At 64.0% G+C, this 20,501-nt stretch carries 22 protein-coding genes; 12 read left to right on the top strand and 10 right to left on the bottom strand.

Annotation, left to right across the window (positions count from 1 at the left end; translation table 11 throughout):
- Nucleotides 1–91: 91 nt before the first annotated feature.
- The 3 genes from K7W03_RS01095 to K7W03_RS01085 all read left to right on the top strand — a co-directional run bounded on the left by K7W03_RS01095 (nucleotide 92) and on the right by K7W03_RS01085 (nucleotide 3,981).
- A complete protein-coding gene (locus K7W03_RS01095; RefSeq protein WP_222885295.1) occupies nucleotides 92–1,534 on the top strand; it encodes a DcaP family trimeric outer membrane transporter in 1,443 nt (480 codons plus the stop codon).
- Nucleotides 1,535–1,548: 14 nt separating this feature from the next.
- Nucleotides 1,549–3,297 carry an MFS transporter gene (locus tag K7W03_RS01090; protein ID WP_222885294.1) on the top strand — a complete coding sequence of 583 codons (1,749 nt, stop codon included), beginning with the start codon at nucleotides 1,549–1,551 and terminating at the stop codon, nucleotides 3,295–3,297.
- Nucleotides 3,298–3,462: 165 nt separating this feature from the next.
- Nucleotides 3,463–3,981, top strand: a complete 519-nt coding sequence (locus tag K7W03_RS01085) for a GNAT family N-acetyltransferase (protein ID WP_044661061.1) — start codon at nucleotides 3,463–3,465, stop codon at nucleotides 3,979–3,981.
- Between the two features lie 60 nt (nucleotides 3,982–4,041).
- Here the strand turns inward: K7W03_RS01085 and K7W03_RS01080 are convergent, their stop codons facing one another.
- Nucleotides 4,042–4,629, bottom strand: coding sequence for an outer membrane protein (locus tag K7W03_RS01080; RefSeq protein ID WP_025550011.1), 588 nt, complete (start codon nucleotides 4,627–4,629; stop codon nucleotides 4,042–4,044).
- Between the two features lie 285 nt (nucleotides 4,630–4,914).
- Nucleotides 4,915–5,595, bottom strand: coding sequence for a spermidine synthase (locus K7W03_RS01075; RefSeq protein ID WP_061935152.1), 681 nt, complete (start codon nucleotides 5,593–5,595; stop codon nucleotides 4,915–4,917).
- A gap of 72 nt (nucleotides 5,596–5,667) precedes the next feature.
- On the opposite strand from K7W03_RS01075, the gene K7W03_RS01070 reads away from it, so the two are divergent.
- From K7W03_RS01070 to K7W03_RS01060, 3 genes are all read left to right on the top strand, one after another.
- On the top strand, nucleotides 5,668–6,120 hold the full coding sequence (locus K7W03_RS01070) for a hypothetical protein (RefSeq protein ID WP_007686433.1): 453 nt from the start codon (nucleotides 5,668–5,670) through the stop codon (nucleotides 6,118–6,120).
- A gap of 61 nt (nucleotides 6,121–6,181) precedes the next feature.
- A complete protein-coding gene (locus tag K7W03_RS01065; protein ID WP_222885293.1) occupies nucleotides 6,182–7,327 on the top strand; it encodes a cupin domain-containing protein in 1,146 nt (381 codons plus the stop codon).
- Nucleotides 7,328–7,333: 6 nt separating this feature from the next.
- Nucleotides 7,334–7,909, top strand: coding sequence for a pseudouridine synthase (locus K7W03_RS01060; RefSeq protein WP_222885292.1), 576 nt, complete (start codon nucleotides 7,334–7,336; stop codon nucleotides 7,907–7,909).
- 95 nt (nucleotides 7,910–8,004) lie between these two features.
- Here the strand turns inward: K7W03_RS01060 and K7W03_RS01055 are convergent, their stop codons facing one another.
- The 5 genes from K7W03_RS01055 to K7W03_RS01035 all read right to left on the bottom strand — a co-directional run bounded on the left by K7W03_RS01055 (nucleotide 8,005) and on the right by K7W03_RS01035 (nucleotide 11,989).
- On the bottom strand, nucleotides 8,005–9,309 hold the full coding sequence (locus K7W03_RS01055; protein ID WP_222885291.1) for a transporter: 1,305 nt from the start codon (nucleotides 9,307–9,309) through the stop codon (nucleotides 8,005–8,007).
- Nucleotides 9,310–9,328: 19 nt separating this feature from the next.
- On the bottom strand, nucleotides 9,329–9,880 hold the full coding sequence (locus K7W03_RS01050; protein WP_222885290.1) for a hypothetical protein: 552 nt from the start codon (nucleotides 9,878–9,880) through the stop codon (nucleotides 9,329–9,331).
- 12 nt (nucleotides 9,881–9,892) lie between these two features.
- Nucleotides 9,893–10,594 carry a C39 family peptidase gene (locus K7W03_RS01045; RefSeq protein WP_222885289.1) on the bottom strand — a complete coding sequence of 234 codons (702 nt, stop codon included), beginning with the start codon at nucleotides 10,592–10,594 and terminating at the stop codon, nucleotides 9,893–9,895.
- Nucleotides 10,575–10,943 (bottom strand): hypothetical protein, encoded by a 369-nt coding sequence (locus tag K7W03_RS01040; RefSeq protein WP_222885288.1) that lies wholly within the window; start codon nucleotides 10,941–10,943, stop codon nucleotides 10,575–10,577. The genes K7W03_RS01045 and K7W03_RS01040 overlap by 20 nt, the downstream gene beginning before the upstream one ends.
- A gap of 122 nt (nucleotides 10,944–11,065) precedes the next feature.
- On the bottom strand, nucleotides 11,066–11,989 hold the full coding sequence (locus K7W03_RS01035; protein ID WP_153017812.1) for a hypothetical protein: 924 nt from the start codon (nucleotides 11,987–11,989) through the stop codon (nucleotides 11,066–11,068).
- A 538-nt stretch (nucleotides 11,990–12,527) separates the two neighbouring features.
- Between K7W03_RS01035 and K7W03_RS01030 the strand changes: the two genes are divergently transcribed.
- Nucleotides 12,528–12,914 carry a response regulator transcription factor gene (locus tag K7W03_RS01030; RefSeq protein ID WP_222885287.1) on the top strand — a complete coding sequence of 129 codons (387 nt, stop codon included), beginning with the start codon at nucleotides 12,528–12,530 and terminating at the stop codon, nucleotides 12,912–12,914.
- Nucleotides 12,915–12,924: 10 nt separating this feature from the next.
- On the opposite strand, the gene K7W03_RS01025 is transcribed toward K7W03_RS01030, so the two are convergent.
- From K7W03_RS01025 to K7W03_RS01015, 3 genes are all read right to left on the bottom strand, one after another.
- Complete coding sequence (locus tag K7W03_RS01025; RefSeq protein WP_222885286.1) at nucleotides 12,925–13,233, bottom strand: hypothetical protein; 309 nt, start codon at nucleotides 13,231–13,233, stop codon at nucleotides 12,925–12,927.
- A 168-nt stretch (nucleotides 13,234–13,401) separates the two neighbouring features.
- Complete coding sequence (locus K7W03_RS01020) at nucleotides 13,402–14,355, bottom strand: hypothetical protein (RefSeq protein ID WP_222885285.1); 954 nt, start codon at nucleotides 14,353–14,355, stop codon at nucleotides 13,402–13,404.
- Between the two features lie 103 nt (nucleotides 14,356–14,458).
- Complete coding sequence (locus tag K7W03_RS01015; protein ID WP_226869599.1) at nucleotides 14,459–15,286, bottom strand: WecB/TagA/CpsF family glycosyltransferase; 828 nt, start codon at nucleotides 15,284–15,286, stop codon at nucleotides 14,459–14,461.
- A gap of 195 nt (nucleotides 15,287–15,481) precedes the next feature.
- Here K7W03_RS01015 and K7W03_RS01010 point away from each other — a divergent pair, with 195 nt between their 5' ends.
- The 5 genes from K7W03_RS01010 (at nucleotide 15,482) to K7W03_RS00990 (ending at nucleotide 20,351) form a co-directional block, all read left to right on the top strand.
- On the top strand, nucleotides 15,482–16,117 hold the full coding sequence (locus K7W03_RS01010) for a polysaccharide biosynthesis/export family protein (RefSeq protein WP_222885284.1): 636 nt from the start codon (nucleotides 15,482–15,484) through the stop codon (nucleotides 16,115–16,117).
- Nucleotides 16,114–17,283, top strand: coding sequence for a hypothetical protein (locus K7W03_RS01005; protein ID WP_222885283.1), 1,170 nt, complete (start codon nucleotides 16,114–16,116; stop codon nucleotides 17,281–17,283). Before K7W03_RS01010 ends, K7W03_RS01005 begins: the two co-directional genes overlap by 4 nt.
- Nucleotides 17,284–17,515: 232 nt before the next feature.
- Nucleotides 17,516–18,748, top strand: coding sequence for a glycosyltransferase family 4 protein (locus K7W03_RS01000; RefSeq protein ID WP_222885282.1), 1,233 nt, complete (start codon nucleotides 17,516–17,518; stop codon nucleotides 18,746–18,748).
- Nucleotides 18,749–18,750: 2 nt separating this feature from the next.
- Nucleotides 18,751–19,920: a glycosyltransferase family 2 protein gene (locus tag K7W03_RS00995; RefSeq protein ID WP_222885281.1), complete on the top strand. Its 1,170-nt coding sequence runs from the start codon at nucleotides 18,751–18,753 to the stop codon at nucleotides 19,918–19,920.
- Between the two features lie 191 nt (nucleotides 19,921–20,111).
- Complete coding sequence (locus K7W03_RS00990) at nucleotides 20,112–20,351, top strand: hypothetical protein (protein WP_222885280.1); 240 nt, start codon at nucleotides 20,112–20,114, stop codon at nucleotides 20,349–20,351.
- The last annotated feature ends 150 nt before the right edge of the window (nucleotides 20,352–20,501 follow it).

Below are 20,501 nucleotides of genomic sequence, written 5' to 3'. Positions count from 1 at the left end.
AACATGTCCGACCATGGTTCGGCTGTCGCGCCACGGCGGCATGCGCGATCCTGACCATAGCCGGAACACAAGCCGGATCGTGGAGAGGTTGATGCCAAAGCCGAACAGGCCATTATTGCGCGTGCTGCTGGGGGCGAGCACGCTCGCCGCGCCCCAGCTGGCCGGCGCGCAGACCATGAAGGAGGCGGATCTCGCCGCGCGTCTGGAACGGATGGAGAGCGAGATCACCCAGCTCCGGACGGAACTCGCCGCCGCGCGCAGCCAGCAGGACGAAACCCGCGCCGCCGCCGCCGACGCCACCCGCAAGAGCCAGGAGGCTTCGGCGCAGATGAGCCGACTGGCGGACGGCACGCCCAGGCTTGGCTTCCGCTCTGGCAATAGCAATGTCGTCCTGTCCGGCTATGTGAAGCTGCTCGCGAGCAGCGCCCGCTACAGCGGCGGCGACGATCCGAGCAACACGCTGGGGCGCGACCTCTATCTGCCGCAGTCCATTCCCGTCTTCAATCCCGCCTCCCCGACTTCCCCCACCCATGTCACCGATTTCTCGGCCAAGCAGACGCGCTTCTGGGTGGATGCCACGACCAAGCTCGGCAAGCATGCGCTGAAGGCCTATATCGAATTCGACTTCCAGGCCGCGCCCGGCACGCCCCAGGCGCTGGGCCAGGGCACGCAGCGCACGACCAACGCCTATGACCTCGCCATGCGGCGCGCCTTCATCCAGCTCGATCGCTGGACCTTCGGGCAGGATTTCACCAATTTCTCCAACCCCGCGATCTTCCCGGAAAGCACCGATTATGTCGGGGGCGTCGACGGCCTGATCTTCGTGCGCCAGCCGATGGTGCGCTACAGCCTTCCGCTGGGCCACGGCCTCGCCTTCCATCTCGCGGCGGAAAATCCGGAAACGGCTTCCGCCACTGTCGGCGCACCCGCTCTCGTCGAAAATGGCGAGGACCATGCGCCCGACATCACCGGGCGGCTGGAATATGCGGGCGGGTTCGGTTTCCTCGACCTTGCGGTGCTGGGCCGCCAGTTGCGCGTCGACAATGCGAAAACGGGCGCAGCCCATATCGTCGATTCCCGCCTGGGATGGGGCATCAGCGCCGCCGGCAAGATCTTCCTGGACCACAGGCATAGCAGCGACATCCGGTTCCAGGCAAGCTATGGCGAAGGGATCGGCCGCTATCTCGGCCTGAACTTCGGCCCGGACGCGGTCCTCCAGGCCAATGGGGAACTCGCCCGCGTCCGCAACCTCGCATTGTTCGGCGCGGGCCGCTATGCGCTGGACGACCAATGGCGCGTCAACCTGATCGCCAGCTATCAGCGCATCTTCTACGCCGACGATCTCGATCCGGCGACGACTTCGGGCATAGCGATGTTCAATCGCCAGGCGTGGAGCGTCGCCGGCAACCTCTTCTATTCCCCGGTGAAGAACGTCGATCTCGGCATCGAGTACCGGCATGGCGAGCGCCGGCTCGTCAACGATCTCAACGGCCATGTCGACCGGTTCGACGTCGCGGCGAAATATAATTTCTGACAGGAGGGACGGTTATGGCTTCGACATATGACGGACTGCCAAAACATCATGAGGCGACGCGAAGCGAAAAGCTGATCATCACCGCCAGTTCGCTCGGCACCGTGTTCGAATGGTATGATTTCTATCTCTACGGGCTGCTGACCGCGATCATCGCGGCGCAGTTCCTGACGGGCCTCAACCCGACCACCTCCTTCATCATGGCGCTGCTGATCTTCGCGTCGGGGTTCATCGTCCGTCCCTTCGGCGCCCTCGTCTTCGGCCGCATCGGCGACCTGTTCGGGCGGCGCTACACCTTCATCATCACGTTGTTGGTCATGGGCCTCTCCACCTTCCTGGTCGGGTGCCTTCCCACCTACAAGTCGGTCGGCGTCGCCGCGCCGATCATGCTGGTGGTGCTGCGCATGTTCCAGGGGCTGGCGCTGGGCGGCGAATATGGCGGCGCGGCAACCTATGTCGCGGAGCATGCGCCCGACAACCGGCGAGGCTTCTACACGAGCTGGATTCAGATCACCGCGACCGCCGGGCTCGCCATGGCGCTGCTGATCGTGATCACCGTCCGATCGCCCATCACGGGCGTGGGCGAGGAAGCGTTCAAGGAATGGGGCTGGCGCATTCCCTATCTGGTCTCCGGCCTGTTCCTCGTCCTTGGCCTTTGGCTGCGCCTGAAGCTGCATGAATCGCCCGTTTTCCAGAAAATGAAGGCGGAGGGCACAGGCTCCAAGTCCCCGATCAAGGAAGCCTTCGGTGAGTGGAAGAACCTCAGGATCGTCTTCATCGCCTTTTTCGGCGCGATCGCGGGCCAGGCGGTGGTCTGGTATTGCGGCCAGCTCTACGCGCTGTTCTTCCTGGAGAAGATGCTGAAGATCGACGGCCTGACCGCCAACACGCTCATCATCATCGCGCTCCTCATGGCAGCGCCCTTCTTCCTGTTCTTCGGCTGGCTGTCCGACCGCATCGGCCGCAAGCCCATCATCCTTTCGGGCTGCGCCCTGGCCGCGCTGACGCTGTTCCCGGTCTTCCACCTGCTCACCGACGCCGCCAATCCGGCGCTGGCCCGGGCACAGGCAGCCGCCCCGGTCACGGTCACGGCCGACCCGGCGGAATGTTCTTCGCAGTTCGATCCGGTCGGCGCGAACAAGTTCGACACGACAAGCTGCGACATCGTCAAGAACGCACTGGCCAAGGCGGGCGTCAACTACACCAATGTCGTCGCCGCGCCCGGCACAGTCGCAACGGTCGCGGTCGGCGGCAGGCGCTTCACGGCGCCCGACCCTTCCCGGCTTTCGGGCGATGCGAAGAAGGCGGCCATCGCGGCCTTCACCGCCCAACTGATCGGCGCGCCCGCCAGCCCGGCCAGGGCAGCGGAGGGCGACAAGCCTGCCGTCGCGGCGCGCCCTGCCGTCGAGGGTGAACTCGCCAGGGTCGGCTATCCCGGCAAGGCGAACCCGGCCGAGATCGACAAGCCGCTCGTCGTCGCCCTGCTCTTCTACCTCGTGCTGCTGGTGACGATGGTCTATGGTCCGATCGCCGCCATGCTGGTAGAACTGTTCCCCAGCCGCATCCGCTACTCCTCCATGTCGTTGCCTTATCACATCGGCAATGGCTGGCTGGGCGGGCTGCTTCCGGCGATCGGCTTCGCGATGGTCGCGGCGACCGGGGACATCTATTACGGTCTCTGGTACCCGGTCGTGGTGGCGGCGGCGACCGTCGTCCTGGGAATGATCTTCCTGCCCGAAACCTTCCGGCGCAATATCGACGCCTAAGGCGTTTCCCAGCAGACGGGATCGTCTGCTGGCTTGGAAAACGCGGTAAAGCAAAGGCCTGAAGGTTCCCTGCCGGCGCACCCTGATCCTTCCAGATTGTCGAGGATCAAGGTGCGCCGTCGGTCCGACAGCTACTCTGGCGCCGTTGACAAGGGAGACAGTTTCATGACCGACGCCAAGACCATCCTCAGCCTGCCGACCCGGTCGGGCCTCCAGCTCCATGTCCGGCCTGCGGAGGAAAGCGACGAGACGCTGCTCGCGGCCTTTTTCGACAAGGTCAGCGACGAGGACCGACGCTTCCGCTTCTTTTCCGCCGTGCCCCATGTCGGTCATGAGCAACTCGACCCGCTGATCCATGCCGACCATTTCCGCAGCGAAAGCATCCTGGCGTTCGATGGCGCCACGGGCGAACTCGTCGCCTCCGGCATCCTGGCCTGCGACAATGCGATGGACACGGCCGAAGTCGCCGTATCGGTGCGCGGGGATTATAAGGGCCGGGGCGTCGGCTGGGCGGTGCTCGACCATCTGGCCGGCGAGGCGCAGAAGCGCGGCGTGCGGCGGGTGATCTCGATCGAGAGCCGCGACAATCACGGCACCATAGAATTGGAGCGGGAAAAGGGCTTTGCGGTCGAACCGGTGGAAGGCGATCCGACGCTGGTCATCCTCGCCAGATCATTTCGCTGAACGGGCAAACCAGATGCCGCGGGAGCGGCGTCCCGAGGGGGCGCCGCTCCCGCGTCCAAGTCAGAAGCGATAGCCGACGACCAGCGCAGCCTGGTGGCGCTCGGGCTTCACGTCGAAGACGCGCTCATAGCTCGAATAGCGATATTCGAGGCGGGCAAGGAAACCCATCACATTGGTTTCGACGCCAGCGCCCAGACGATAGCCCTGAAGGTTGCCCGAGGCGGTCTGGATCGTGGCGCCGTTCTGATAGGAACCCTTGGCGCGGGCGTTGGTGTAGCCGCCCTTGGCATAGAGCATCACATTTTCGGCAACCTGGCCGCCGATGCGAATGCCGGCATAGAGATCGCGGCCGGTGCGCGCGCTGACGCGATCGCCGGCGACGAAGACGTCGGTGCTCGAATCCTTGGTGTCGGAATCGGCATATTCGCCTTCAATGCCGAACACCGCGCCCCGCAGGTTGATGTCATAGCCGATGACGCCGCCATAGAGCAGCCCGGTGTCATGCGCGTCCGCGCCGAGATCGGCATGGTCGGCACCCACGACGGCGCCGACATAGGGGCCGGAGAAGTTGGAGCGCACCGCGTCCTGCGCGAAGGCGGGAGAGGCGAAAGAAGCCGCGACGGCGGCGATGGCGATGATCTTCTTCAAGTCAATATCCTTCGAGAAGCTTCGAAATCCAGAGGGTGCCGCACTTAGAATTCGAATAGTCCCGCGTAAACCGCCGGTCGGTCTTCATTGGTCGCAACAGCTTGTCCTTGTTGCACAATTGCACCAGCAACGTCGCCGATAAGCCCGTATGACGGACGATCCTTCTCATCGGATTGTGAGGCCGGGATTTTTTTATAAGAGGACGGAACCATTATTGCTGTTGTTCGTGCAGGCGCATTCCCATGCCGCGCTGCCCCTGTTCGTGGGTCGCCCCGGACGTTTGCGCTATCGGGACGCTCTTTTCGTGGCGAACCAGATGACGTGCCGTGGCCCCTTGCCGTTGCTGCGGGCGCGCACGGCAACCTCTTCGACCGTCAGGCCAGCGCGGGAAAGGCGGCGGGTGAAGCTCGCATCGGGAGCGGCGGACCAGATCGCCAATATGCCGCCGGGCCTGAGCGCGGCGATCGCAGCCGCGATCCCCTGCGCCGAATAGAGACGGTCGTTCGCCTGGCGCACAAGGCCGTCCGGCCCATTGTCGACGTCGAGCAGGATGGCGTCGTACAGCCCCCGCGCAGCGCCGATCAGATCGGCCACATCAGCCTGGACCAGCCGCACGCGCGGATCGTCCAGGCAACCTGCGGCCAGTTCCGCCATCGGCCCGCGCGCCCACTGGATGATCTCCGGCACCAGTTCCGCCACGGTGACGGTTGCGGTGCCGTCGAGCGCCGCCAGAGCCGCGCGCAGCGTGAAGCCCATGCCATAGCCGCCGATCAGCAGATGCGGGCGCGCCCGGCCGCGCAGCCGTTCGCAGCTCAGATTGGCGAGCGCCTCCTCCGACCCGCTCATCCGGCTGCTCATCAGTTCGTTGCGGTCGAGCACGATCATGAAATCCCCGCCTCGCCGATAGAGGGTCAGTTCCTCCCCGCCGGGAACCTGCGCCGTTCCGATGAATTCGCGTGCCTGCATACCAACTACTCCGGGCGGGTCCGCCGCCAGCGGGGGCTTTACGGCAATGCGGCGCGGCGTCAAAGGAGCGAGATGCGATATTTCCTCGATACAGAATTCAACGGCTTCGGCGGCGACCTCATCAGCCTGGCGCTCGTCCCCGAAATTGGAGACCAGGATTTCTACGTCTCGCTTCCCTTGCCGGCCGAAATCCATCCCTGGGTGGAGAAGAATGTGATTCCCTATCTGCGCTTCGTGCCGCCGGGCGTCGACCATCAGTTGAACCGGGTGGAGGCCGCCCAGCATCTGGAAGCCTATCTGGCGCATGACCGCGATCCGCTGATCATCGCCGACTGGCCCGATGACCTCGCCCATTTCTGCGCCCTGCTCGTGACCGGCCCGGCCGAGATGATCAGGCTGGACGGGCTGCGCCTCGAACTCATCAACGGCGCGGGGTTCAGCGCCGCGTCCAACAGCCGGATGCCGCACAACGCCCTCCATGATGCGCACGCGCTCAAGGACTTCTACCTGAACTGGGCCGTCTGAACGGCGCGCTGGCGCGGTTCCTTTCTTTGACAGCGGGTGCAGGACGGCGCATGGGCGGGGCATGCATCTCGCCCGTTTCGACATCGACCTGTTCCTGCGCGACCATTGGCAGAAGCGCCCGCTGCTGATCCGCAACCCGTGGAGCGCGTGGCGCAATCCGCTGGAGCCGGACGAGCTGGCCGGCCTCGCCTGCGAGGAGGGCGTCGAATCGCGCCTCATCACCCGGCAGGCGGATCGGCTCGCCATGGAAAGCGGCCCGCTGCCGGAGGATCGTTTCACCGAACTCGGCGACGCCTGGACTCTTCTGGTGCAGGCGGTCGACCATCATGTGCCCGATGTCGCCGCGTTGATCCAACCCTTCCGCTTCATACCCGACTGGCGCATCGACGATGTGATGGTCAGCTATGCTACCGACGGGGGCGGCGTCGGGCCGCATTTCGACCAATATGACGTGTTCCTGGTGCAGGGCCTGGGCAGGAGGCGCTGGCGCGTCGGCCCGCGATGCGATTCCGCAACGCCGCTGCTGCCGCATGACGACCTGCGCCTGATTCCCGATTTCGAGGCGACGGGGGACTATGTCCTCGAACCCGGAGACATTCTCTATGTCCCGCCCTGCTTCGCGCATGACGGCGTGGCGGTGGGCGGGGACTGCATGACCTATTCCATCGGCTTCCGCGCGCCGTCCCGCGCCGAACTGATCGAAAACTGGTGCCGGCATCAGGCCGACGACATGGTGGACGAGGATCGCTATGCCGATCCCGACCTCATCATCCAGCCCAATGCCGGTGAGATCGCGGCGTCGGCCCTCGACCGGATGCATGCCATGGTGCTGGAGGCGCTGTCCGACCGCCGCGCCTTCGCCCGCTGGTTCGGCCTTTACAACAGCCTGCCCAAGTCGGCGGACATGGACTGGCGGCCGGATGAGCCGGCGGACGAAGCGACGGTGCGCGCCCTTCTGGCTCAGGGCGTGCCGCTCAGCCGCAATCCCGCCAGCCGCTTTTCCTTCATCCGCCAGGGTGAGCCGGAACTGCTGCTGTTCGTGGACGGCCATGGCTTCGATTGCGACGGCGACACGGCGCGACTGGCCGAGGGGCTGTGCATGGAACCGGCCATGGTCGTGGATGCGGAACTCGCGGCCTCCGCCGCCGTGGTCACGCTGGTTGCGGCGTTGATCGACCAGGGCAGCCTGGCGTTCGATGCGGACTGATCCGTCATGGCGCTGATCCTGTTCAACAAGCCTTATGGCGTGCTCTGCCAGTTCAGCGACGAACGGACGGGCCCGCCCCGTCCGACGCTGGCCGCCTATATCGACCGCCCCGGCTTCTATCCGGCGGGCCGGCTCGACCTCGACAGCGAGGGATTGTTGCTGCTGACCGACGACGGCCGCCTGCAGGCGCGGATAGCCGACCCGCGTTTCAAGATGCCCAAGACCTATCTGGTGCAGGTGGAGGGGGACCCGGACGGGGCGGCGCTGGCGGCGCTGCGGCGTGGCGTGCGCCTGAAGGACGGCCTGACCCTGCCCGCGCAGGTCGAACGCATCGACGCGCCCCCCCTCTGGCCCCGCGATCCCCCGGTCCGGTTCCGCAAGAGCGTGCCGGATTGCTGGCTGAGCCTGACGATCCGCGAAGGACGCAACCGACAGGTCAGGCGCATGACGGCTGCGGTAGGGCACCCGACTTTGCGGCTGGTGCGGTGGCGGATCGGGGACTGGACGCTCAACGGCATCGCGCAGGGACAATGGCGCGAAGCGGCGGCCGAACAGGGCAGGGTCCGACCATGCGCGCAATAGAGTGTCCCGCCCATCCGATATAACCGGATCGCCGCGCCAGAGCATATTCCAAGCAGAAGCAATCCTCTGCCGATGCGATCGGAGCGAAATCCGGTCTAGTTCAAGCTAAAGGGTATGCGCAACGTCGTGCGAATATCGCTGGCATCGTCGGTTGCGCCCATTTCGACCGTCCAGTTGATCGTCGTTCGTGCATTGACCCGATAGCCGACGCCGAAGAGGAAGCGTCCGATCTGCAGGTCGCGCGTCTTGCTGCGGATCGGCTCCCCGATCGTTTCGACCCCGTTGGAGATGGAGATCGGGCGGATGCGGCTTTTCGTCGCGAACTGCCATGTATGGGCATAGGCGAAACTCAGGGAAAGCTGTGGATTGAGGGCAATGCCGACGCCCAGCGTGGCATTGGGCGCTCCCCCTGGCTTCACCCGCTCGATCAGGGCATCGCTGATCCGCCGGCCTATATTCTTCCCGAAGTTGAAGGTGTAGCCGATGGAGGCGAAGAGTGTGGCGGGGTCGCTCGGCAGCAGCAGGGTCAGGTTCGGCGCCACTGCCCAGAAACCGGCGCCGGTGGCGGATTGCGTCGCGTTGCCCAGCGCGTTGCGGGAAACTTCGAACGGGTCTCTCCCGGTGGGGATGATGCCCTGCACCCCCGCGATCAGGAAGGGCCAGCCGCCCGATCCGTCGGTCAACTGATAGCGGGCGAACAATTCGATGTCGCCAAGGCCCGATCCGTCGGTCGAGCTATCGACGGTGCCGACGCCCGACTGCGGCGGATTCTGCACCAGCGGAACCAGCACGGCCGTGTCGTCGCGATAGACGAAGGGCAGCCGCGCGCCGACCTCCAGCCGATTGCTGAGGCCAAGGCGCGCCGTCATCGCCGCGGTCAGAACATCCTGCCGGCTTTCATTGATGTCGAACACGCCGACCAAAACCGACTGCGGCACCTCTATGCCGCGAAAGACGAAGCGGTTTCGGTCGGTACGGGCATATTCGACGCTGGGTTCGATGGTGATCCGGCCTGCCTTGGTCATGATGCTGCCCTGATCTGCCAGAACGGCGACTTCGGGCGGATCGGTCCTGTCCTCCGGCGGAGCGCCGACCTGCTCGACGGATTGGACGGAGGCTCCTGCATCGGCGGCCTGTGGCGCGCCATCCTGCGCACCGGGCCCCAGCCCCGCCCCCCGCATGCGGCCAAGCAACTGGTCCTCCAGCCGCTCCAGCCGCGCCCGCTGCTCGTTCAGCAGCCTCTCCTGCCGCGCAAGTTCCAGCCGCTGCGCCTGGAGCTGATCGCGCAGGGCGGCAAGATCGGGCGCACCGCCCTGCTGCGCCAGCGCAGGCGTCGCCGTCGCGGGCAACACCAACACCAACGCCAACGCCATCAAAAGCTTCGCGACGTTCCTTCGCATGCCCCCCTCCCTCAATAAGCTATATTCCCGCCCGCACGGCATCCAGGACGACGGATTCTATGCGCAATATCATGTTGCCGACCGGAACGGCGGCATCGCCCAACGCGATGTTGACGTTCGCGATGGTATCTATGGACCGGTTGTCGAGCGTGTTGGCGATCAGCACGCCGGTGTTGCTGCCGGCCAGATGCTGGATCTCCAGATCGGGGCCTTTCAGCATGACCGCCGCACCGCCTTCCGCCTGCGCCACCGAAACCGCGCCCAGAGCCGCCGAGCTCACCGGTACCGTCACCTGCACGCCCGAATGGCCCGGTTCCGTGACATGGAGGACGGTGCGCAGCGCCAGGCTGTTGTCGACAAAGGTCGCAATCTCCACGCCCAGCGACAATCTCATGCCGTTGGGCAGGTCGAAACCGCCGCGCATGTCGCTCAACGATTCGTCGCTGACCGGCGTCACGCCGAAGGGATTGGCCAGCGCCTGGCCATGGATCGCCAGCGTCAGGGTGAAGGCCGATGCTGTCAGGAAGGGTCGGGAAAGCCAGCGGGGATGGTGGGGACGAGGTTCGGCCATCTCTATGCGTCCTTACAGTTCCGGCGGGAAGGCCTGGGGGCGCGTGAGCGCCAGCGCCTGAAGGCTGACCGGCTCCATCAAGGCGGTTGCGCGGGACCGGGCGACCAGCGCCCAGTCGCTGTCCTTGCCGAAACTTGCCTTTGCGGCTTCCGGCCGGTCGTTGACGACAAACAGTATCCGGTTCCACATCGCCTGGAACCTGCGCGCAGAGATAAGGCGGATGCCGAGCGACGGATCGCCCACCATCACCTGCCCGTTCTCCACACCCTTCACGACGACGAAATGCAGATAGCCGTTCATGTTGATGAGGGCGATGCCCGGAATGCGGGTCGCCGCAATCTGTTGCAGCGTCACCTGATAGCCGTCGGACCCGATGCCGCGCGCGGCCAGATAACGCTTCATGTCGAGCAGGGAGAAGCCCTGTTTGCGGATCTGTTCCCGGTCGCCGTCCCGCCACATGCCAAGGAAGATCGACTGTTCGGTCTGAACATCGCCATAATGGAAATGCAGCAGCGTCGCGAGTGCCGCCGATCCGCAACTGAAGTCATAGCGTTGCCGGACCACCGTCAGGAAACGCCGTTCCACCATGCTGCGCACCGGCAGCACATAATCGTTGCGTCCGAGACCAAGTCCGCTGCCCGCCCCCTGTGGCGCGGCGCAGCCCGACAATGCGAGCAGGGCGGCGGCCCCGATCCTATTGCTGGATCGAGACATTGAGGTTCATCGCCGTGTTGATCGACACATTGTTGCCGGTGTTGGCGGTCAGGATCGAAAGACCGGTCATATTCTGGAAGGATTGGCCGTCGATCGCGATCTGACCGGTCACGGACTGGCCGTTGACGCTGTTGCCGGCGACGATGCCGCTGTTGTTGGCGGTCGCGATCATCTCCAGATTGGCCATGCCTGCGGCGGACCGGAGCGCGGCGCTGTCCACCGCCGGGACCTTGCCGAACGGCCCCTGTTCAGAAACCGGCGCAACGCCCGCCCGCTCCGCCAATGCGCCGGCCCCCGACCCCGCGGCCAAGCCGGCCCACAGCAGAGGCATAAGGAAAGTGCTGGGCATGACATCCTCCGTCGATCAGGAGAGCGGAGCGGGCGGCGGGGGTCATGTTTCGCCGCCCGCTCCCGCCCCGGCGGAAAGCGGGCCGCCTTGGGAAGCCGGCCCGTCCTCCATCTTCCGGAACCTTATTGCAGGGTCAGCGTGCCGATCGATGCGCTGACGTTGATGCTCGCATTCTGCAAGGCGCCGACGCCCGTGTTGAGGTTCTGGGCATTGAGACCGGCGAAGTTCGACATCGCCCCATTGTCGAGCGAGATGCTGTTGTCGATCAGGGGGCTGCCGCCCGCGCCGCCGGAACCGGAATTACCGCCGCCCAGGCCGGAACTGCTGCCGGTGCCGGCGCCGCCATCGGCTGGCACATTATAGCTGACCGAATTGCCGGTCACGAGGCCCGCCAGCTTCGACTGCGCCACGACCGAGGAATAGCTCCAGCTCGCCGTCCCGCCATTATTGGCGGCGCTGCTGCCATATTTCGCCACGGCATATTGCGAATTGTCGGACTCGTCGTTCACGACATCGCCATTGGCAGCGATCGAACCCCATGCAGCGTTCGCATTGGTGCTGTTGTTGGAGTTGTCGCTATTGTCGCTATTGTCGACATCGCCGACGACGCCACCCTTGGTCGCGACATTGCTGCCGACGACATTGGTTCCACCCTTCGATGCAAGATATGCGACGCTGCTGTTCGTCGAATTGTCCGACTCATCATTCGTGACCGTGCTGCCATTATTGGCGGCATTTGCCCCAAAGGCGGCGTGAACCGATGACGAGGAATCCGTCGAACTGTCGGATTCATCGTTGGTGACCGTACTGCCGCCATTGGCCGCATTGCCGCCGAAGGCTGCTCCTGCAGCGGATGCCGTCAGATTATGCGTACTGTTGTCGGACGAATCGTTCGTCGTATTGCTGCCGTTGTTGGCGCTGCCGTGACTGACGACATTGCTGCCATTGTCGACGTCCGCCGGACTGTCCGCATGGGCGGGGGCCGCGAGCACGCAAAGCGACAAAGCGCCCGCCGATGCCGTCAATAGCAAGGCTTGTTTTACCATAGCATCCTCCTGTTCGATATTGCTTTGCTGAACCCGACGCGACGTTCCTGTAAGACAAGGGGTGAAGTCGGGAACGTCCAGACATGATGATCCCGATGCCGGAGACGCGCGTCTTCCAACAGGACTCATCACCATTTGGGCGTTAACTGGAAAATAAGATCAACGGTCGGCCAAGAACAGTGCGATTTGGCACAGCGTAAATTTACGGGAATGGAACATTCAGCCCTTTATTCCGATTTTTCATCGGCTAAACGGCGTTCGCCTCACTTCCACAGGCGGGAATATGTCCCTTCGACGATGATACCCCTTTTTGCTTAGGTAAAATTACGGGCAAATTGGAGGCCGCTTGCATAAGCTATTGCGATTGGCATACAACCAAGGTCGCAATAGGGGATTTGCGCACGGGGGCATCTGCTTCTTGTTCGGCTTCGCCGGTTGTGATTGCTGCGGGGACAGTTGCAAAGCCGGCTCCAACCCGCCAAGAAATCTTGGGTCGCGCCATGACCACTCCGCCGAAGAGCGGGGCAAGGAGGCGGAGATGAGAAAGGCAGACGATCACGACCTGCTCACACAGCGCGAGATCCAGATATTGAAGTTGGTCGCCCAGGGATTTTCCGCAAAGGAAGTCGCCCAGACCATCGAGATCGCACCCCGGACGGTCGAGGGATATATCGACATGATCCGCCTGAAGCTGCACGCACGCAATCGAACGCACATGGTGACCAAGGCCATTGCCGCGCGCCTGATCACAATCGATTTCGGAGCGGATGGAGAAAATTCAGGCGCGCCCAAAGGCGCAACCTTCCTCTACGGTCCGGAGCGGACTGTCCTTGATGTCGCGCTGGACGGGGAATTCGACGCAGAGAGCGACCGACGCTTTGGACTGACAAGCACCGTTCCACCATCGCATAACCTGTCCTGCTAACCGGAAATTTTTAAACGGAGGGTAATCCAGCCTCCCCTGCGACGGCAATGGACGAACCGGAACAGTCCAATATCTCCCACAAGGTCCGCGCGGCGAAATAGCGCAGGCCGCTGCCCGGCTGCGACATCGCGCCAAGCAGGCGCATCGTGTTGGCGGCCGCACCCTGAAATTCGATGCAGGCAGGATCGAAGCTGCAGTCGACAAGACGCGGCGGTTCGCCACCGCGATAGATCAACGCGGCATGGACGAAACTGCACCGGATGAAACTATTGCCATCCAGTTCGATCGATCCGGAAAGATGCTGTCCTTCGTAGATCATCCGCCTGCATCCGTGCCATCATGCATATTCCGAGATTTGGCAGGTTCACCATGCGAAATGCATCCTGAAAACTGGCCATGAAAGCTTGAAAATGCTGCCGGTTGTCCCATCGGCGGGAAAGATAGCGTTTTACAGGCGCTGGCTTGCAAGGGCGGAGGCGGACATCCTTTATCGCAGCAATCCCGACCTGGGATCGATGGAAAAGAATATCTGCCATCCCAGCCTGTGCCGCAGCCACTTCCAATGGGCCGCGAACTTACCCATATGCCGCCAATTACCATCCCTTTGATAGGCAAGATATTGAGGTATGGCGACTTGCAAGACATGTCGTCGGCAATCTTCCAGACTTGGTGGCGCTGTCCTGAAATAATCGTCGACGAATTGCCACGCCAGAATCCGCAAGGATCTGTTCAGTACGTCGGATATTCCCGGCGGTGGCTGATGGTCTTCGGGCATGCGCCGGTAGATAGATGCTTCGGTCACGAGCGCGACGAACCAGGACGACAATGCCGTCGGATGAACATCATCCACGAACAGCCTGCGCACAGTTTGCGCCGTGGCGTTCGTGCCGATGCCGGCGACTTCCTCATCGGCCGTCGCCCGCTGCACGAGCCAGGCCATGGCTGCCGCCGCCGGTATGAGTTGGATGCGGTCCAACCGCCCTTGTGCGGCGAGCGACCGGTTGATCCGCATCACGACGCAATCCCAGACCGGCGCCATGGCCGCTTCGACATCGATCCACCGGCGCGGATCGGCCGGATCGTCAATATTCAACCAGGATGACAGGAGAAAGCTGCTTCCTTTCCCATTATGGGAGATGAAGCGGTCATGCACCTTCGTCAGATTGGCGATGCTGTCGTTCCAGACGATATTGCCCAATAGCGTATGTTGCTCTGTGACGATCAGCATATCGAAGGGCGATCCGGCATCTGCGGCATGGCGCAGATCGTCCAGCAATCCCTCGTCTATCCTCATGGCGATGGTCGATCCCGCCTTGTTGCGCGTCTCCACATGCATGCGCATGTCCGGGCGGTTCATGACGCGCCTCAGATGGGCGGGATAGGCTCCATCGGTAAGGCTGTGGCCGGAAAGGAGAATATGATGCGGAGCGGTGGGCATCATGAGGACGGCAGGCTGGGGCTTCCCCTCGCCATCACCGCCGGAGCAGGCAGCCAGGAACAGGACGCCGAGGAGGAGAGATCCCCTCCTCCATCGCGGCCCCTCATCACCCCGGGCCGTCACTGCCGTTCGCCAGGCGCCGGGACAACCATTTGCGGTAAATGGGCAGGATGACCGGTCCTTCGATCATATAGCGGCGCCACAAACGTCGTGGGTTGGACAGAAAGCGGAACAGCCATTCCAGGCTCATCGCCTGCATCCACCCTGGCGCGCGCACTTGTTCGCCGGTCAGGAATTCCAGGCTGGCGCCGACACACAGCGCCGTCCCGACCGCTTTTCCCGTTCGCGCCACATGCCAGGCAAGCATTTCCTGTTGCGGCGAGCCGACCGCGATGATCGCGAACCGAGCCCGCGCCTGGACCAGAAAATCGCGCGCCTCGGCAAAGGCCGACGGATTGGCGGCGAATCCCATGGGCGGGTTGAGATGCAGGAAATCGACCGCCGGAAGCTTTTCCCGCAGCGAGGCGATCAGGGACGTCGATCCCCCGACGATGGCGATCCGGTCTCCGGGACTGAGCGCATCGGCCATAAGGGCCGCCGTCAGGTCGCTGCCTGGCGCGGCCGGCAGCTTCACGCCCGCATTGGCGGCAAGGCGGGACAGGATGCGGCTGTCGCACAGGCAGAGCCAGGCCGACCGATAGGCAGGCCAAAGATCGGACCGACGGCGCTGGATGCGCACGACATGATCCACATTGGGCGTCACCACATAGGCGAAGGGCGAGCCGGCGGGGCGTTCCAGGATCGCCGCCAGCGCATCCGCAACGGAAAGATCGCAGAAATCGAAGTCGAGAAAGCTGATCTTCCCGCTCGCCGCCGTCCGGGAACCGGTTGCCGGGAGGAGCGGCATATCCGTTGCAGATAATAGCGTCGCCATGACAGCCCCTTCCCTCATGCGCCGCTCGTCAACGCCAGCCGCGACAGTCCTTATGGGACACCACTATGCCCATGCCGCGCGCTGCAATGCTTTCCGGCCAACTACGTCCGGATTTTTAGGGGGGACGCTTGCCGAATATTCGCAACCCGACGAGCGGATTAGTCTCACCGCAAGCTTGGCTGAAGGGGACAGATCATGAAATCGCCAGCCTCCCGGTCCCGCCTCATGCTGTGCGGCCTGACCCTGGCTGCCGCGGCGTCCGGCCACCGCCCTTCATGGGCGGCGCCCGAAGCAATCGATACCGCATCGGTGCGGGAGGACGCCCAATATCGGATCAATGCCGGCGACGAGCTGGACATCATGGTCTGGGGCGAGGAGCGGATGCAAAGGCTCGTCCGCGTCCAGCCCGACGGCTCTTTCTCCTTTCCGCTCGCCGGGCGGATCATGGCGGCGGGAAGCACGACGGGAACGGTCACGCAGGCGATACGCAGCCAACTGGCGGAAAAATACCGCAACGGCGCACCCGACGTCACCGTGTCGGTGCGCGATTCGGCCGGCATGCGATTCTATGTCATCGGCAAAGTCCGCAATGCCGGCAGCTATGCCGCCGGCAAGGGCGTCGACATCGTGCAGGCCCTCAGCCTGGCGGGCGGCCTGGCGGAATTCGCAGACGTCAAGGGCGCGGTCATCCTGCGACAGACGCCCGATGGCCAGGTCGTCGAACGCATCCGAATCGCGCAGATCCTGAAAGGCGGCAGGCGCCTGCGCGCGGGCGCCTTGCCCGAACCCATTCCCGTCCTGAAAAGCGGCGACACACTCGTCATCCCATGAGCGGCGCCGCGAAGCTGCTCCGCGCATCCCGCAAGGGCGCGGCGGCAGCTTGCATGTTCGCCGGCAGCCTGTCCTGTCCTTCGGGGGTGGTGGCCGATGTCCGACCCGGCCTTGCCATGGAGGGCAGCCTCGCCCTGGCGGACAATCCGCTGCTGATTGCAGGACCCGACCGGGGGGCGGCGGTCGTGGACGCGGGTATCAGGCCCGCCATCGAAATCAGCGACATGACGGGATTGAACGTCACGCTGAGCGGCTTGCTGGCCGGGCGGCATTACAGCCGCCGCTATGAGGATGTCGTCCACGGCAATGCGCAACTGGCGGCCGACTGGCGGAAGAATGAGTGGCTAACCCTGTCCGCCCTCGCCCTCTTCAGCCGCGAACCGCTGATCGATCGGCTCGCCACCGACATCGACGCTTCGGTGAAAAGCACCGGAGTGCGGGAAGGCCGGCTGGGCAGGCTGTCGATGCGCTGGAATCCCGACAGCCACACCCGCATCCAACCGGAAATGACCTTCGAATCCGGGCATTATCCCGGCATGGCGACCCTGCGAGATACGCGATCGACGATATTCGCCCTCAGCGCAATCCGAAGGACCAGCGCCTATACCACGCTCGGCACGCGCTGGAGCTATATGCGCAGCAGCGTCGACGGAGCCTCTGACAGCAAGGTCTATTCCGGCTACGCCTCGCTGGAGCAGAGACTGAGCGCGGTCTGGCGTCTGCGGATGGAACTGGGGCTGGAACATGTTCGCACGCCGGCGCTCCAATCGACGCCCGCCGACGGACGAAGCCAGGCGGCGGGACGCATCGAATTGTGCCGCGACTCCCCTCGGCTGAATCTGTGCGCCAGCGGAGCATTGACGTCCGAGGTTAGCGGGCTGGGGGGGCTGCAACGCCGGATCGACATCGGAGCAGCGGCGCAATGGCGGCTCGCGCCCCGTCTGAACCTGGCCCTTGACGGCCGCTACCAACGCGCGACCCAGCAACGCACCGCGCTGCCCGGCCTGGACGCAGCGCAGGCGAGCCTGCGCCTGGAACGGCGCATAAACCGACGCATCACTGCTTCGGCCGTCGCGGAATATCGTCGTCGGGAACCGCCCGGGGAACGCGCCCTTTCTTCCACGACCATCGGTATCCAACTGAAATATGAGCCATTGCCTCTTTAGTCTGGCAGAGGTTGTGGGGATTTTTCTGACGTCATTTGCCATGGCACAATCATCGGAACCCGAAAGCAAGACTATCCAGATCGGCAAAGGCCGATCACCCTGTCCTGCAATGGATCGCGCCGGTCCCCTGCCGGACATGCGCCTGCCGCGATCTGCAAATGCACCGGCACCCGGGGAGATGATGACGATGCTGGTTGCACAAGAATTATGGGCAAATCGCTCCCGATGTCCCATGGAGCCATCGATCGCCAGGCCGCTTCGCGTTGCCTATCTCACCAATGTCTATCCCAAACCCAGTCACAGCTTCATCCGGCGGGAGATCCTCGCGCTGGAGCGCCAGGGTTTCGAAGTGACCCGACTTTCCGTTCGAGACGGCGGCTGCGCGCTGCCCGATCCCGCGGACCGGAGCGAATATGACCGCACGCATATCCTGCTGAACGGCAATTATCTGGAACTTGTCCTTGCTTTCCTGTCGCGGATGATCGCCCACCCGATCCGGCTGGCGCGCGGCGTCGCGACCGCATGGCGGATGCTGAGCCAGGGCATGTCCGATCCCATGCGGGTCGGCGCCTATCTGCTGGAGGCCTGCCTGCTGGCAAAATATATGGAAAGGGCGGGGATCAGGCACGTCCACGTCCATTTCGGGACCAATCCGGCGGCGGTAGCCCGGCTGGCAAGGGAGTTGAGCCAGGTCACCTACAGCGTGACACTGCACGGCCCGGATGAGTTCGACGCTCCCAGGGCGCTGTTGCTGCGCGAAAAAGTATCGGGGGCCGCTTTCGTCATCGCCATATCCAGCTTCTGCCGGGGACAGTTGATCCGATGGACGAGAACGCAGGACTGGTCGAAGATCAAGGTCGTCCGATGCGGCATCGAACAGGAACAGCTCAGCTATGTCGAACAACTTGCCGGCTATATCACCGGGACTTCGGATCATCTGGTCTGCGTAGCCCGGCTGAGCGCGCAAAAGGGGCTTGGACTGCTGCTGGAAGCGGTTGCCGTGGTTGCCCAGGACCATCGCTTCCAACTGCGGATCATCGGCGACGGCGAGTTGCGCGCTCAACTGGAAGACCAGATCGAACGGCTGGGACTGCACGATCACGTCGTCCTGCTGGGCTGGTGCAGCGCGGACCGCGTGCGTCAGGAAATGCTGAATGCCCGCGCCCTCATCCTGCCGAGCCTCGCAGAAGGACTGCCGGTCGTGCTGATGGAGGCCATGGCGCTTGGCAAGCCCGTGGTCGCGTCCTGCATTTCCGGCATCCCCGAACTGGTCGACGACGCCTGCGGCTTCCTGTTGCCGGCGGGTTCGGCGGAGGCCATAGCCGAAGGGCTCCAAACCGTGCTGGAGACGGACGCCGACATATTGGCCGCCATGGGGGAGGTCGGACGCCAGCGCGTGCGCCGCTATCATGACGTGGATCGCAACACGGCCGCCCTGGCGGCGCTTTTCCGTCCCCTGGTGTAACGATGATCACGCTCTTCCTCTGGCTCGTCGCGCTCATGGTCGGAATTCCGCTCCTCATGGTCGGCCTGGAATGCTTTCTCGCCCTGTCGGACGCGGCAGCGTCCCCACCAGCCGCGACCTCACCCCGGATCGCCGTGCTGATCCCCGCGCACGACGAAGCCCTGGCTATCACCGCAACGTTGAAAGCGGCACAGGCCCAGCTTGCCGCGACCGACCGGCTGGTCGTCGTCGCGGACAATTGCAGCGACGCCACGGCAGCCGTCGCCCGCGCCCATGGCGCCGAAGTGATCGAACGACACGACCCGGACAATCGCGGCAAGGGCTTCGCCCTGGCCTTCGGCCGCGACGCCCTGCGCGGCGATCCGCCCGCGGTGGTTCTCGTGCTGGATGCCGATACCCTGCCCGCACCCGGCGCGATCCCCCTGATCGCCGCGCAGGCGGCGAGGAACGATGCCGCGCTTCAGGGCTGCTACCTGATCGAAAGCGGTTCGGCCGAACCGCGGATCGCCATGTCGAACCTGGCCTTCCGCCTCAAGAATTTCGTGCGTCAGAAGGGGTTGCAAAGACTGGCGGGCCATGCGCTGTTGCAGGGCAGCGGCATGGCCTTTCCCTGGGCCATGTTCAGCACCGCGCCGCTCGCCACCTCCAGCCTGGTCGAAGACGTACAACTGGGTGTGGATCTATATCTGCGCGGCGACAGGGTCCGCTTCGCGGAATATGCGCGCTTCACCAGCGCCGCCAGCACGCTCCGCGGCACCGTCTCGCAACGCACACGCTGGGAACATGGCAGCATGGCGTCGGCGCCGGCCCATGCGGCGAGGCTGTTCGCGGCCGCGCTGCGCGGCCGCGTCAGCGCGTGGGCACTGGCGCTGGACCTGCTGGTTCCACCCCTGGCCCTGCTGGCGATCCTGTCGACGGCGGCCATGATGCTTTTGGGGATCGGCGCCCTGCTGGGGCAGAATATTGCGCCGTTGCTGTTCCTGACCATCAGCGGCGCGCTGTTCGGCCTGGGCCTTGTTGGCGTCTGGGTCAGATGGGGGCGCGACCTGCTTCCCGCCTCGACGGTCCATCGCCTGCTCCTCTACCTGCTGTGGAAAATGCCGGTCCTCGCCCGCTTTCTCATCCAGCGCCAACGCAAATGGGTCCGCACCGATCGCGGCCCGCTGAATTAAGAATCCACCCTCCGAATTTCCACGACGCAAAGGACAGGCTGAAAGCGACCCGACAGATCGAACATAGTGTCAGCCAGCCCAAAAGGGAGCTCGTCCGGGTCGCACCGCGAATGTCTCATGTCGTTTCGATTGCCGAGGAGCATGCGATGTCGTTCTGGTCGGTACAAGCTGTTCAAAGAACAACCGCATTATTGGCGATGCTGTTCATATTCACCTGCCAGGTCGATGAGAACATCGATGCGCAGCCCGCCGTTTCGACGGAAACTGCCGTTACCGCCAGCGGCGCGTCCATGGCTGCGGCCCGCAGCGCGGACGAAGGGCAGGAGGAGAATGGCCCCAGCCTTGGCTCCTATCTCTGCCTGCTGGCCTGCGGCATCGTCGTCGCCCGCCAGATCCGCAAGCGTGGAACGACCCATATCACCCTTTCCTGAAACAGGGACGAAGCCGATCATGCATGCAATATCGAAGCCATGGAGATGCGTCCTCGTCGGTGATGAGCAGATTCTCATCGAATGCGCTCATATTCTTCTCGATCGCGGTCATGATGTCGTTGCCATTGTCACGGAAAGGGAATCCATAAC

Origin of the sequence: Sphingobium sp. PNB, from assembly GCF_019873065.1 — a bacterium.
GTDB lineage: Bacteria > Pseudomonadota > Alphaproteobacteria > Sphingomonadales > Sphingomonadaceae > Sphingobium > Sphingobium fuliginis.
Note: the sequence above shows the minus strand (reverse complement) of the source record. Positions and strands in the feature narration are given on the sequence as shown.